Below are 13,982 nucleotides of genomic sequence, written 5' to 3'. Positions count from 1 at the left end.
AACAGGTGCGCCGAATGCGCTTTCTGAAGTCCTGCGAGCTTCGTACGAGCGAAGATCTACGGGCGGGTCATGTCGGACCGGAGGAGACCCGGCGTCCGGCGGATGTCACAGAAGTGAACGGGCCAGCGCCACCGCGCCGTCCACCGGGGGTGCCCGCAGGGGACGCGGCCGTGCCGTCGGCACGGCGTCGGCCAGCGCCGACGCGAACGCGTCGTACAGCGACGGCTGGGCGAGGACGGTACTGCCCGCGACCACGACGTCGTCGGCCACCACCCCGCGGGCGGCGAGCCGCTCCACGAGCGCGGCCAGGGCACGGCCCGCCTCGGCGATCACGGTGCGGGCGAGCGCGGACCCGGCCTCGGCGGCGGCGAAGACGGCCGGAGCCTGCCGGCCCCAGTCGGCGGAGGCGGCCGTGGCGTGCTCCAGCGCGGCGCCGAGCGCGGGCACTTCGGGAACGTCGAACCCGGCCAGCAGACCGAGCGCCAGGGCGTCGGGCTCCTCGCCGCGGTCGTGCGCGGCCCATACGGCACGTACGGCCTCGCGGACCAGACCGGCGGCGCCGCCCTCGTCGCCGAGGAGCGCGCCCCAGCCGCCGACCTGGACCGGTGTGCCGTCGGCGAACCGGCCCACGGCGACCGAGCCGGTGCCGGCGACCAGGCCGACCCCCTTGTCCAGGTCCGCCGCGGGAACGAGCAGTTCGGCATCGCCCACGACCAGCGCGGGCGCGTCGAAGTGGAGTTGGAGAGCGGTGCGGATCTGCGCGCACTGGCGCGGGGTCTCGCAGGCGTGCCCGCCGACGGCGAGGGCGGACGGGCGGGCGCCCGCGGGAAGCGCGTCGGCGGCCAGTGCGGCCAGCCATCCGGCGGCGGCCACCGGGTCGTGGGGCCGCCAGCCGCTGCTGGACCGGACGTGATCGGCGACAGGAGCATCGCCCGCGAACGCGCGGAAGTGTGTCTTGGTGCCGCCCACGTCGATGCCGACAACCAGGGGTGCGGTGTCCTGCACGGAACCTCTTTCGTCATTGCGCTGTGTGCTGCGACGGTGGGCGAACCGTGTCGTGGGGCAAGGCGGTTGAAGATCTAGGGAAGCCCCGGGACGGGCCTCTGACGGACCACGGCAGGCGAGTACCGTGACGTTCGTTAGGAAGTTAACTAACGAAGTACAGTGCGTGTCAATAGGCGTCGCGCCCTCGACTTCCCGGGCCCCCCGACCCGGGCGGGGCGCAAGACGCCGGAGCAACCCGTCGCCGCCTCCCGCCGAGCCGCTCGGCCCGGGAGAGCAGCCTGTGACCTGGGGGAAGTGTGGAACACGACGTGGCTGGAGCCCCCCGTCTGACCGAAAGTGCCGGCGCGGTATTCGCCGTGCTCGCCCAAGCGGGTACGGCGACGCGACCGCAGTTGGCGAGTCTCGCGCGGCTGTCCAAGCCGACGGTCTCCTCCGCCGTGGCCGAGCTGGAGGGCGTCCATCTCGCCGCCCACTCCGGCACCTCCTCCGGCGGCACGGGCCGCAGCGCCGCCGTGTACCGCCTCGGCCCGGCCGCCGGCGCCGTGCTCGCCGTCGACCTCGGGCCCGCCCTCACCCGGGTCCGCGGCTGCGCCCTGGACGGCACCCTGCTCGCCCAGGCCACCGGGCCCCGCGAGGAGGCCGTCGACGTGGTCCGCGACGCCCTGTCCGCGCTGCCCCCCGACGCCCCGCTGCGCACCATCGTCGTGGCCGTCGGTGACGTCACCGCGCCGCAGAAGATGCGCCCCGCCACGGCCAAGGCCGGGCCCCTGTTCGACGCCGTGACCGTCGCACTGCCGCCCGGAGTCCCCGTCCACCTGGAGAACAACGTCAACTGCGCCGCCCTCGCCGAACTCCACGAGGGCGCGGCCCGGGGCCGTCACACCTTCGGCTATCTGCGGATCGGCGTCGGTATCGGTCTCGGCATCGTCGTCGGGGGACACGTGCTGGCCGGGGCCAACGGCGCCGCCGGAGAGCTCGCCCGGCTGCCCTACCCCTGGGACGACGACCTGGAGCCCCGACACGAGGCCCTGGAGGAGTACATCGGGTCCCGCTCCCTGCTGCGCCGGGCCGCCGAGGCCTGGCCCGCATCCGACGGCGCGTGCCCCCGCACGGCCGAGCGGCTCTTCGCCCTCGCCGGACAGGGCAGCGCCACGGCCCGCGCGGTCGTCGCGAGGCACGCCGTGGACGTGGGCCGGCTGGCGGCCGCCGTGACCGCCGTGCTCGACCCCGGACTGCTCGTACTGGGCGGCAGCACCGGCGCGTATCCGCAGCTCCTGCCCGGTGTACGGGCCGAACTGGAGCGGCTGAGCTGGCCCACCGAGGTGGTCAGCAGCCAGGTCGGTGATCTCGGTACCGTCGTGGGCGCCGCACGGCTCGCGGTCGCCCGAGGAGTCCAAACCGTGACCCAGGCCGCGCGGACGAAGGATTGACGGTTTCGGACTCGGTCTGCCAATGTCCGGACAAGCGCTTTCTAAGTCGGCCGGGACGCCGGCTTGGGCGAGCGTCCCGCCCGTACTCGACGTACGGCAACCGCACGAGGGCGTGCCCGTGCGGTGACGGCCCCAGCGGCCGGGGACCCTCGCCCGTCAGGATGACGCGGCCGGGCGAGGCCGCGCCCTCGGAAAGCAGACCTTTCCTGCAAAATGCACCCGTGCCGCTTCCGTCGGCGCCGTGCTCCGTCCCCTACCACGAAAAAAAGGGATCGAAGATGACCACTGTGGGTGTGCGGCGCTCCAGCCGTCTCGGCCGCGGCGGCACGCGCCGCCTGGTTTCCCTCGCTGCGGCCGCCTCGGCGGGTGCCCTGCTCCTCACCGCCTGCGGATCGGGGGGCGACTCGGGCGGCACCTCCAAGTCCCTGACGTTCTGGATCTCCACGGTTCCGGGCCAGGACGCGGGCTGGAAGAAGATGGTGGCGCAGTACAAGAAGGAAACCGGCGTCGCCGTCAAGCTCGTCAACATTCCCTACGACGGCTACACGACGAAGCTGCACAACGCCGCGCAGGCGAACTCCCTGCCCGACGTGGCGGCCGTGCCGGCGCTGGACCCGATCTGGTCGAGCAAGCTGATCGACCTCAGCTCCATCGCCAACAAGAAGAGCAACAACATCAACGCCAACTTCCTGGCGAAGGACTCGTCCGGGAAGGTGCTGTCCATCCCCTCGGACGTGACCGCCTCCGGCCTGTTCATCAACAAGTCGCTGTTCGAGAAGGCGGGCGTCTCCTTCCCGGCCTCGCCGTCGAAGACCTGGACCTGGACCGACTTCATCGCGGCGGCGAACAAGGTCCGCGAGAAGACCGGCGCCAAGTACTCCCTGACCTTCGACCAGTCGCCGTCCCGGCTGCGCGCCATGGTGTACGAGCTGGGCGGCAAGTACGTCCACGCGGACTCCTCCGGCAAGTTCTCGGTGGACGCGGCGACCAAGAAGGCCGTGAACACCTTCGTCGGATGGAACGACGACAAGGTCATGCCCAAGTCGGTGTGGACCAGCGGCGCCGACCCGTCGGCCATGTTCCAGAGCGGTGACGTGGTCGCCTACTGGTCCGGCGTGTGGCAGGTGCCCGCCTTCGCGGACAGCATCAAGAAGTTCGAGTGGGCGAGCGTCCCGACCCCCGCCGAGCCGGTGCAGGCCAGTGACGTCAACAGCGGCGGCATGACGGTGGGCTTCAACAACAACGGCGACGCGGCCACCGCCGCGACGAAGTTCCTGTCCTGGCTGTACGAGCCGGCCCACTACCAGGCGCTCTGCGAGGCGTCCGGGTTCCTGCCCGTCGAGAGCGGCCTGACCCCGAAGTACCCCTTCAAGTCCGAGGCGGCGCAGGCGGCGTTCAAGCTCTACAACGAGGAGATCCCGCTCTACGCCCCGATCTCGGGCTACTTCAACGGCGCGCAGACGCAGTGGGTGCTGAAGGGCAAGACCCTCACCGAGGACCCGACCAAGACGGAGCTCGGCAAGGCGATCAACGGCCAGCAGTCGGCCGACAAGGCCCTGCAGAACATCGTGGACGGCTACAACCAGCAGGTCGGCGGCTGAGCGTAGGCCGGCAGGCCCGGGCGGTGGTGTCTCGACCCCGCCGCCCGGCCTCGGGCGCCCAGTGGTGCCGGGCTCAGGGCCTCTTCTTGCCTGAGCCCCTCGCAATCCATTCCACCAGCACGGAGTCAGGAAGATGACAAAACGCGCCTCGGACGTGTCCGCCGTGTCCGCGAGCCCGCCCAGGAGACGCAGTAAGTACACCCTTGCGCCGCTCGTCCTCATCGCGGCCAATGTCGTGCTCTTCTCGCTGTTCTTCGTCTGGCCGGCGGTGATCGGGCTCGTCTACTCCTTCACGAACTACACGGGCGTGGGGGTGTTCCAGTGGGTCGGGCTGGACAACTACCACAACCTGTTCGGGGACTCCACGTTCTACGACGCGCTGTCCCGGACCCTGCTGTACACCGTCCTTTTCGTGCCGCTGAACTTCGTGGTCTCGCTGCTCGCCGCCAACCTGGTGGTGAGCAAGCACGCCAAGGGCGGGTCGGTCGCCCGCGTCCCCTTCTTCATCCCGTGGCTGCTGTCGCCCATCGTCGTCGGTGTCCTGTGGCGGTGGATGTTCGGCGAGAACTTCGGACTGGTCAACTACATCATCGAGAAGTTCGGCGGAGACGCCGTTCCGTGGCAGTCGAACGCGGACCTCTCGCTGCTCGTGGTGGTGATGGCGGCGGCCTGGGCCTGGACGGGTTTCACGATGCTGCTGTTCATCGCGGCGATCAAGAACGTACCGGTGTCGTACTACGAGGCCGCCTCGCTCGACGGCGCCGGTCCCTGGCGCCAGTTCTTCAGCATCACCCTGCCGAGCATCGCGCCCACCTCGTTCATCGTCATCCTGCTCAACACGATCAACGCGATGAAGGAGTACCCGGTGTTCGTCGCCCTCAACAACGGCGGACCCGGCTCGTCGAACAACCTGCTCGTCCAGTACATCTACGAGACCGGCTTCAAACGGGGCCAGATCGGCTACGCGAGCGCCGCGTCATTCGTGCTCATGCTCATCCTGATGGCCGTCGCGATCATCCAGCTGATCGTCAACCGGCGGGTGGAGAACCGATGACAACCACAGACATCCCGCGCCCGGCCGACGTCGACTCCGGACGGCGAGTCTCCAGGAAGCGGTCCCGCAAGACGGCCACCGGTGGGCTCAGGCAGGCGGTGTCCGCGACGACACTGCTGTGGATCATGGCGTGCCTGTACGGGTTTCCGGTGCTGTGGTTCGTCCTCAGCTCCCTCAAGCCGGCCAGCGACCTGTTCTCCTATCCGCTGACGCTGGTCCCGCACAACCCCACCCTGTCGGGATTCCGGGCGGCGTGGGACAGCGCCAACTTCTCCCAATACTTCATCAACACGGCCATCGTGTGCGTGATCACGACGATCCTCACGGTGGGTGTCAGCTGCTGCACGGGGTACGCGCTGGCCAAGTACGACAACAGGTGGCTCAAGGCGTTCTTCCTCTGCATCCTGGCCACCACGATGCTGCCGGGCGAGGTCATGCTCGCCCCGGAGTTCCTGGTGGTCCGCAACCTCGGCCTCTACAACTCGTTCGCCGGCATCATCCTCCCGGCCGTGCTCACGGCGACCGGATGCTTCATGTTCCGCCAGTTCTTCCTGACGGTTCCCGACGAACTGGTCGAAGCCGCACGCATCGACGGCGCCCGCGAACTGTCGATCTTCCTGCGGATCATGGTGCCGCTCGCCCGGCCCATCATGCTGACCCTCGCCATCCTGTCCTTCCAGTGGCGCTGGAACGACTACATCTGGCCGCTCCTGATGCTCAACGACCCCAACAAGTTCACCGTGCAGATCGGCATCCAGAGCATCGTCGGCGCCCAGAACATCAACTGGTCGGTACTGCTCGGCGCCTCGGTCATCTCCATGATCCCGCTGATCGCCATCTTCCTGGTCTTCCAGCGCTACGTCATGAGCGCCGACATCAACGCCGGCCTGAAGGACTGACCGTGCCCAGCCCGCTCGACCACGAGTTCGTCCGGTCGGTGGCCCGCGCCGCCGACCGGCAGGCCGTCCCGCTGGCGGCCCGCCCCGACGAGGAACCCGCCGGTGTACCGCACCGTGATCTGGCGCGCCGGGTGAAGACCCTGGTCGCGGCATACCGTTCCCCGGACTCTGCCCTGCACGGCAGCCGGCAGGCCGTCGCCGCCGCGACGACCCACCTGCGCGCCCTGCGGGCCGCCCAGACCCCCACCGGTCTCTTCGCCGGCGGCGACAACGTGCAGTCGCCGCCGGACTCCGGGTTCACCGTCAACGACGTGTGCGACGCGCACGTCCTCGCCGCCGGCGCGGGGCCGGAACTGCGCGAGGTCGCCGCCGGTCTCGCCGAGATCGCCGGTGCCGCGGCGGACAGTCTCCTGACCGGTGGCGTGCACACCCCGAACCACCGCTGGGAGCTGAGCGCGGCGCTCGCCCGGCTGCACCGGTCGTTCCCCGACGACCGACTCCTCGACCGCGTCGAGGAGTGGCTCGCCGAGGGCGTCGACATCGACGCGGAGGGCCTGTACTCGGAGCGCAGCGCCGTCTACGCGTCCATCGTGACCAACCCGGCGCTGCTGTTGCTGGCCGAGGTGCTCGGGCGTACCGACCTGCTGGACGCCGTCGAACGCAACCTCGCCGCGACCCTGGACCTCATCAGGCCGGACGGCACGGTGGAGACCGTCCACTCGCGCCGCCAGGACCAGAAGCTGTTGTTCGCGCTGTGGCCCTACCTGCCGCACTACCGTCTGCTGGCGATCCGCACCGGCCGGGGCGACTTCAGCCGGGCCGCGCATCTGGCGGCCGCCGGTGGCATCGACGACCCCGACCTGCTCGCCCAGACCCTCCTCACCCCGGACCTGTGCCGCCCACTGCCCGCACCGGTCCCGGAGACCCTGCCCCGCGCCCGGTACCTCACCACCGCCCGCCTCGCCGCACACGCCTCGGCCACCGCACACACCGTGGTGTACGGCGGCTCCGACGTGCCCGAGCACCGGCGCATCCGCTCGGGCCTCGCCTGCAACCCCACCTTCCTGCGCCTGTTCGCCGGTGCCGCCGTCCTCGACGCGGTCCGCCTCTCGCGGGTGTTCTTCGACCTGGGCCCGTTCCGTGCCGACGACATGGAACAGCTCGCCGACAACCGGTACCGGCTCACCCAAACCCTCACCACCGCCTACTACCAGCCGCTCCCGAAGGATCTGAGGCGCGACGACGGCGCCTACCGCCTGGTGGACGAGGGCCGCTTCTCCGCGGCGATGGCCTTCCCCGACCGCCCTCAGGACGAGGTCTCCCACACGACCCGGGTCGAGGTCGACCTGCGGGAGGACGGGGCCGACCTGCGGATCGACATCAGCGGCCCATCGGTGCCCTGGGCCCTCGAACTGACCTTCCGGCCGGGCGGCGAGCCACAGGGTGCCGTACCGCTCGGCGACGGCAGCTGGTGCCTGACGACCGAGCCGTTGACCTACCGCGTCGGCGACGACGAGATCCGGGTCGAGGCCGCCGTCGAGACGGGCGAACCGCTCGCCGGACCGGACCGGAGCGACGTACTGCGCTACGACCCCGGGCAGGACTACACCGTGGTCGGCGGCACCGACGCGACGACCGGAAACCGGGTCTACCTCGGTGGCCACGGACCGCAGACGCTGACCCTCGCACTGCGCGCCACCTCTCAGGCATGAAGGACTGATCCCGTGCACCTCACGCACCAGCGCGGCCCCCTGCACGACCTCCCGGACACCCCGGAGGCGTACGACACCGTCCTCGCCGACGTCGTCGAGCAGGCCCTCGCCCGGCTGACGCCCGAGGGCAACCTCGAACACCCCGAGTGCGTGGACGACATCGGCGACACCTCGCTCGGCATCACGTCCCTGCTGGCGTTCGCCTGGCAGCGGAGCAAGGACCCGAGGCTGCCGGAGGCGGTCGGCCGCAGCCTCGCCTTCCATCTGCGCGAGCGGGTGTACACCGACGACAACCCGGGCTACCCGAACCTGAAGGTGCGCAACTCCGGTCTGCCGTACGCCCGTTACACCCTGGCGGCGGGCGCCCACCCCATCGGTGACTGGCCGAGCACGGTGTGGGCGCTGCTCCAGGCGGTCAACGTCCTGGACGCGGCCGAGGGACTCGTCGACGACGACCATCGCGCCGAACTCCTCGACGTGGCCCGCGGATACTGGCGCTGGCTGACCGAGGCCACCTTCTTCAACCCGCAGGAAGCCGGCAACCAGGCGATCGGCTGTGTGGTCGGCGGCCTGATGCTGGCGGCCCAGCTGCCGGGTCCGGAGGCCGAGTCGGTCCGTGCGCGCGCCCTTCGGCTGTACCGGGACGAGATCCACGCGCACCGGGTCGAGGACCGCGGCGCCGCCCTGCCCCCCGAGCACGGCGGCGCCTACGACAACAACTACGGCCCGATCTCCCTGTCCTTCCTCGCCCAGGCCCACCGGATCAGCGGCGAGGAGATCTTCGCCGAGGACGGCGAGACCCTGGCCCGCTACATCGACGCCCGCCTGACGGGCGGCGGCTACGACAATGGCGGCCCGCGCTACAGCGAGCAGCACTCGGCGTTCGAGTCGGTCCTCGGCCTGCGCTACTTCGGTGCCCGCATCGGCGCCGACCTCGGCCGCTACCGGGGCGACAGCCGCTGGGCCCGGCACGCGGTCAAGGCGGACGGGGGAGTGGACGGTCACTTCGCCTGGATGCTGGTCTGGCAGATCCAGGACACCACCCGCTGGCACCGGGAGCCGTCCACGGCGACCGCCCGCCACCAACTGCGGGCCGGCGGCGTCTCGGTGGCCTTCGACTCCCGGATGACACCGGCGGTCGTGGAGGCGGCGGGCACCTACTACCTGCCCGCGGCCGTCGACCGCCACCACGGCTTCGGCCCGGTCGTCGACGGCTTCCTGTTCTGCCGTCCCATGGGCGAGGTCCGGGTGCGCGACGTGCGCGCCGACGGCCTCACGGCCAAGCTCGTCACCAAGCCGGTCGTCGGCCGCGACCACGTCCTGCGCCACCTCCAGTCCCTGTACGTCACCGACGGCACCAGCCTGTGGACCACGGTCACCGTGGAACGCCTCCCCGGCACGCCCTACCTCCTGGCCGGGCTGCCGTACGCCGAGGACGACGGCGACCAGGTGCGCCGGACGGCCGAGGGCGAGGTGAGCGCGGTGGGCGCCCTGCGGCTGACGCACCCCGGGACGGAGGGCATCGACCACTTCGACGCCCGCTCCGAGACCACCCAGGAGCAGGCGGCCTTCGCCCTGGCCGCCGACCCCCGCGGCTACGGCAACCCCGACGAGGGCTGGAGCCACCTGGTCAGCTCCACGGCCCTGGAGGCGGGTCCCGTCCCGGACGCGCCGGAGGACCTGCACGCCTTCGCCGTGCGCTACGGCCCCGGGACCGCCCCTCTCACGGCGGCCTTCGCCCGCGACGGCGCCGGACTGACGGTACGCACCGAGGCGTTCACGGCAAGGATCGGCGACCCGGCGGGGGACGCCCACGGCGAGCCGGAACTGACGCTGTCGGCCTGCTGAGGCGTGCGGGGAGGGAGGAGGGCCCGGGCCGGGGGCCGGAACCCTTTCTCCCTCACACGCCCACGTCCAGGCACGGCACCACCAGGTCGGCCCGCTCGCGGGTGCCCGCCACCAGCTGCGCGTTGCGCTGGTCCGAGCGCTCCACCCAGGCCACCGCCTCCTCGTGGCTCTTGCCGAACTCCTCGTGCCGGGCCACCAGCCGGCGCACCCGCTCGTCCTCGTCCAGGTCGCAGAACCACACCTCGTCCAGGGCGGGCCGGACCCGCCTCCAGGCGCCGGTGTCCAGCAGCAGATAGTTGCCCTCGGTCACCACCAGACGGGCCGTCGGCGGCACCGGGATCGCCCCGGCGACCGGCTGCTCCAGCACCCGCTCGAAGCCCGGCGCGTACACGATGTCCCCGTCGCTCTCCTCGCGCAGCCGCCGCAGCAGCGCCGCGTACCCGGCGGCGTCGAAGGTCTCGGGCGCACCCTTGCGGTCGCGCAGGCCGAGCCGGTCCAGCTCCACGTCGGCGAGGTGGAAGCCGTCCATGGGCACGTGCGCCACCCAGGGCTCTCCGGAGCCGTTGAGCGCCCGCACCAGGTGCTCGGCGAGAGTCGTCTTGCCCGCGCCGGGGGAGCCGGAGATGCCGAGGACGGCCCGTCCTCCGTGCTCGGTGAGGGAGCGGGCGCGGGTCACAAGGTCGTCGAAGGTCAGCGGCACACTCCGAGTCTGCCATTCGGCGAAGCCGGACCGGCCAGGCACCCTGGATGCGGAAGAGGGAGAGAGAGGAGGACAGCCAGTGCCCCATGACTTCGACGACGAGGCGCAGATCCGCGCCCTCATCACCGGGTGGGCCGCGGCCGTCCACCGCGGCGACCTCGCGGGTGTGATCGCCGGCCATGCCCAGGACATCGTGATGTTCGACGTGGCGCCGCTCCATCACGGCATCCGGGGCCTCGCCGCCTACCGGGCGGCCTGGCCGCCCGTCTTCGCGTGGCAGGCCCAGGGCGCCTGCTTCGACATCGAGTCCCTGCACATCACCGCGGGCACGGACATCGCCTACGCCCACGCCCTGGTGCGCTGCGCCACCCCGGAGGAACTCGCCGCCCACCCCGGCTTCCGGCTCAGGCTGACCTTCGGTCTGCGCAAGGAGCGCGGCCGCTGGCTGGTGGCCCACGAGCATCACTCTTTCCCGCACGAGTGAATCCACCTGTTGACCGGGCGTCTGGCAGGGAACCGGGTTCTGTATGAAGGAGCTCGGTCTGCCAGAAGAGATCAAGGCCTGCCTGTTCGACCTCGACGGGGTCGTCACCAGGACGGCCGTCGTGCACGCGGCCGCATGGAAGGAGATGTTCGACGCGTTCCTGCGTGAACGCGAGGGCGAACACTTCCGGCCCTTCGACGACCACGACTACGACAAGTACGTCGACGGTCTGCCGCGGGCCGACGGTGTGCGCACCTTCCTCGCCTCCCGCGACATCGAACTGCCGGACGGCGATCCGGACGATCCACCGGGCGCGGAGACGGTCCATGGCCTCGGCAACCGCAAGAACGCCCTCGTCCTGGAGAAGATCCGCACGGACGGCGTCGAGGCCTACGACGACACCCTGGCCTACATCCGGGCGGCCCGCGCCCAGGGCCTGCGCACCGCGATCGTCTCCTCCAGCGCGAACTGCCGTGACGTGCTGCGCGCCATCGACGCCGAGGACCTCTTCGACGTACGCATCGACGGCGTGGTCGCGGCCGAGCGGAGCCTGCCCGGCAAGCCGCGCCCCGACACCTTCCTCGCCGCCGCCCGCGACCTCGGCCTGGACGCACCCCGCTCCGCCGTCTTCGAGGACGCCCTCGCCGGCATGGACGCGGGCCGCGCCGGAGGCTTCGGATACGTCGTCGGCCTCGACCGCGTCGGACAGGCCGACGCCCTGTACGAGCACGGTGCGGACATCGTCGTGAAGGGCCTCGCCGAGCTGGGAGGACACGCGTGATCACCCAGCGTTCCTACACCGTCGAGCCCTGGGCCGTACGCGAGACCGACCTGAACCTCGACGTCCTGGCGCAGAGCGAGTCCGTGTTCGCCCTGTCCAACGGCCATGTCGGCTGGCGCGGCAACCTCGACGAGGGCGAACCGCACGGCCTGCCCGGCTCCTACCTCAACGGCGTCCACGAACTGCACCCGCTGCCGTACGCCGAGGCGGGCTACGGCTATCCGGAGTCCGGCCAGAGCGTCATCGACGTCACCAACGGCAAGATCGTGCGGCTCCTCGTCGACGACGAGCCCTTCGACCTGCGCTACGGCCGTCTGGTGGCCCACGAACGCACCCTCGACCTGCGCCGGGGCGTCCTCGAGCGGTCCTGCGAATGGATCTCGCCGGCGGGATCGCGGATCCGGGTGCGCTCGACCCGGCTCGTCTCGCTCACCCAGCGGGCGGTCGCCGCGGTGTCCTACGAGGTGGAGCCCGTCGACAGCCGCACCCGGGTGGTGATCCAGTCCGAGCTGGTCACCAACGAGAGCCTGCCCGGACCCAACGGCGACCCGCGCGCCTCCAAGGCCCTGAAGTCGCCGCTGGAGCACGAGGAGGGCTACGCCGAGGGCACCCGGCTGCGGCTCGTGCACCGCACCCGGCAGAGCAAACTGAGGGTCGCGGTGGCCGCCGACCACATGATCGAAGGACCCGAGCGCACCACCACGAGCAGCGAGGAGACGATCGACCTGGCGCGGCTGACCGTCACCTCCGTCCTGGAGCCCGGACAGCGGCTGCGGGTGCAGAAGCTGGTCGCCCACGGCTGGTCCGGGGCCCGCTCCCGGCCCGCGATGAGCGACCAGGTCGACGCGGCACTGGCGGCCGCGGCCCACAGCGGCTGGGACGGGCTCCTGGACGAACAGCGGTCCTATCTCGACGACTTCTGGGCCCGTGCCGACGTCGAGGTCGGCGGCGACGAGGAGATCCAGCAGGCGGTCCGCTTCGCCCTCTTCCATGTGCTCCAGGCAGGCGCCCGCGCGGAGGAACGGGCCATTCCCGCCAAGGGACTGACCGGTTCCGGCTACGACGGACACGCCTTCTGGGACACCGAGACCTTCGTCCTGCCCCTGCTCACCTACACCGAGCCCCGTGCCGTGTCCGAGGCCCTGCGCTGGCGGCAGAAGACGCTGCCCGCCGCCCGCGAGCGCGCCGCGCAACTCGGCCTGAAGGGCGCCGCGTTCCCGTGGCGGACCATCGACGGCTCGGAAGGGTCGGCGTACTGGCCCGCGGGCACCGCCGCCTTCCATGTCAACGCCGCCGTCGCGGACGCCGTCGTGCGCTACACCGAGGCCACCGGGGACACCGGGTTCGAACGCGAAACCGGTCTCGAACTCCTCGTGGAGACGGCCCGGTTGTGGCGCTCGCTGGGCCACCACGACCACCACGGCGTTTTCCACATCGACGGTGTCACCGGGCCCGACGAGTACAGCGCGGTCGTCGACGACAACACATACACCAACCTCATGGCCCGCGCGAACCTCCTCGCGGCCGCCGAAGCCTGCGGCCGGCACCCGCAGCAGGCCGCCGCGCTCGGCGTCGACGAGGAGGAGAGCGCCGCCTGGCGGGACGCCGCCGAGGCCGTGCACATCCCCTACAACCACGAACTCGGCGTGCACGAACAGGACGCGGGCTTCACCCGCCACCAGCGCTGGGACTTCGGCAGCACCCGCGCCGACCAGTACCCGCTGATGCTGCACTTCCCCTACTTCGACATCTACCGCAAACAGGTCGTCAAACAGGCGGACCTGGTGCTGGCGATGTACCTGTGCAGCGGCTGGTTCGAGGAGTTCCACGACGAGGAGCAGATCGCCCGCAACTTCGCCTACTACGAACCCCTGACCGTCCGGGACTCCTCCCTGTCGGCCTGCGTCCAGGCGGTCGTCGCCGCCCGCGCCGGACACCTGTCCCTCGCCTACGCCTACACGGGCGAGGCAGCGCTGATGGACCTCGCCGACCTGGAGAACAACACCCGCGACGGACTCCACATCGCCTCCCTCGCCGGCACCTGGACGGCCCTGGTCGCCGGGTTCGGCGGTCTGCGCCGCGACGGCGCCTCCCTCCGCTTCGCACCCCGGCTGCCGGAGCGGCTCAGCCGCCTCGCCTTCAACCTCCAGCTCCTCGGCCGCTGCCTGCGGGTGGAGATCGGGCCGGACAAGGCGACGTACACCCTGTTGTCGGGAGCTCCCCTGACGATCCGTCACCACGGCACCCCGCTCACCCTGGACGGCGACGGTCCGGTCGTCCGTCCCGTCCCGGCACCGAAGGACCGACCGGCTCCCGGCCAGCCCCCGCACCGCGCCCCGCACGCCCGCTGACCCGGGCGGGCGAACCGGACGGGCACCGCTTGGCCGAACCCCGTCCTGCACCGCCCAGTGCCGCGGGTTACGTTGTCCCTGCCTTTGTGGATTGGACCAAGTCCCCGCGGCATACGG

The 13,982-nt window shown here is 71.2% G+C and carries 11 protein-coding genes; 9 read left to right on the top strand and 2 right to left on the bottom strand.

Annotated elements, in window-relative coordinates; translation table 11 throughout:
* Nucleotides 1-105 precede the first annotated feature (105 nt).
* Nucleotides 106-1,005 carry a BadF/BadG/BcrA/BcrD ATPase family protein gene (locus ACGFWE_RS02330; protein ID WP_393597257.1) on the bottom strand — a complete coding sequence of 300 codons (900 nt, stop codon included), beginning with the start codon at nt 1,003-1,005 and terminating at the stop codon, nt 106-108.
* 308 nt (nt 1,006-1,313) lie between these two features.
* On the opposite strand from ACGFWE_RS02330, the gene ACGFWE_RS02325 reads away from it, so the two are divergent.
* The 6 genes from ACGFWE_RS02325 (at nt 1,314) to ACGFWE_RS02300 (ending at nt 9,549) form a co-directional block, all read left to right on the top strand.
* A complete protein-coding gene (locus tag ACGFWE_RS02325; protein WP_393597255.1) occupies nt 1,314-2,435 on the top strand; it encodes an ROK family protein in 1,122 nt (373 codons plus the stop codon).
* Nucleotides 2,436-2,713: 278 nt separating this feature from the next.
* Nucleotides 2,714-4,036: an extracellular solute-binding protein gene (locus ACGFWE_RS02320; protein ID WP_393597253.1), complete on the top strand. Its 1,323-nt coding sequence runs from the start codon at nt 2,714-2,716 to the stop codon at nt 4,034-4,036.
* A gap of 133 nt (nt 4,037-4,169) precedes the next feature.
* Nucleotides 4,170-5,090 (top strand): carbohydrate ABC transporter permease, encoded by a 921-nt coding sequence (locus ACGFWE_RS02315; protein WP_393597251.1) that lies wholly within the window; start codon nt 4,170-4,172, stop codon nt 5,088-5,090.
* Nucleotides 5,087-5,989, top strand: a complete 903-nt coding sequence (locus tag ACGFWE_RS02310; RefSeq protein ID WP_393597249.1) for a carbohydrate ABC transporter permease — start codon at nt 5,087-5,089, stop codon at nt 5,987-5,989. The genes ACGFWE_RS02315 and ACGFWE_RS02310 overlap by 4 nt, the downstream gene beginning before the upstream one ends.
* Nucleotides 5,990-5,991: 2 nt before the next feature.
* On the top strand, nt 5,992-7,701 hold the full coding sequence (locus ACGFWE_RS02305; protein WP_393597247.1) for a hypothetical protein: 1,710 nt from the start codon (nt 5,992-5,994) through the stop codon (nt 7,699-7,701).
* A gap of 12 nt (nt 7,702-7,713) precedes the next feature.
* Complete coding sequence (locus ACGFWE_RS02300; protein ID WP_393597245.1) at nt 7,714-9,549, top strand: hypothetical protein; 1,836 nt, start codon at nt 7,714-7,716, stop codon at nt 9,547-9,549.
* 52 nt (nt 9,550-9,601) lie between these two features.
* Here ACGFWE_RS02300 and ACGFWE_RS02295 read toward each other — a convergent pair whose 3' ends face one another.
* A complete protein-coding gene (locus ACGFWE_RS02295; RefSeq protein ID WP_352385007.1) occupies nt 9,602-10,249 on the bottom strand; it encodes a nucleoside/nucleotide kinase family protein in 648 nt (215 codons plus the stop codon).
* Nucleotides 10,250-10,328: 79 nt separating this feature from the next.
* Between ACGFWE_RS02295 and ACGFWE_RS02290 the strand changes: the two genes are divergently transcribed.
* The 3 genes from ACGFWE_RS02290 to ACGFWE_RS02280 are packed head-to-tail and all read left to right on the top strand — an operon-like array spanning nt 10,329 to nt 13,865.
* The gene (locus tag ACGFWE_RS02290) at nt 10,329-10,733 is read left to right on the top strand and encodes an SgcJ/EcaC family oxidoreductase (RefSeq protein WP_352385009.1); all 405 of its coding nucleotides are present in this window, start codon (nt 10,329-10,331) and stop codon (nt 10,731-10,733) included.
* A 43-nt stretch (nt 10,734-10,776) separates the two neighbouring features.
* Nucleotides 10,777-11,514, top strand: a complete 738-nt coding sequence (locus ACGFWE_RS02285; RefSeq protein ID WP_352385011.1) for a beta-phosphoglucomutase family hydrolase — start codon at nt 10,777-10,779, stop codon at nt 11,512-11,514.
* Complete coding sequence (locus ACGFWE_RS02280) at nt 11,511-13,865, top strand: glycoside hydrolase family 65 protein (protein WP_393597242.1); 2,355 nt, start codon at nt 11,511-11,513, stop codon at nt 13,863-13,865. Before ACGFWE_RS02285 ends, ACGFWE_RS02280 begins: the two co-directional genes overlap by 4 nt.
* Nucleotides 13,866-13,982: the final 117 nt, after the last annotated feature.

The organism is Streptomyces sp. NPDC048523 (assembly GCF_043199815.1).
GTDB lineage: Bacteria > Actinomycetota > Actinomycetes > Streptomycetales > Streptomycetaceae > Streptomyces.
The sequence above is the reverse complement of the archived record's forward strand: the minus strand, read 5'-3'. Positions and strand labels throughout refer to the sequence as shown.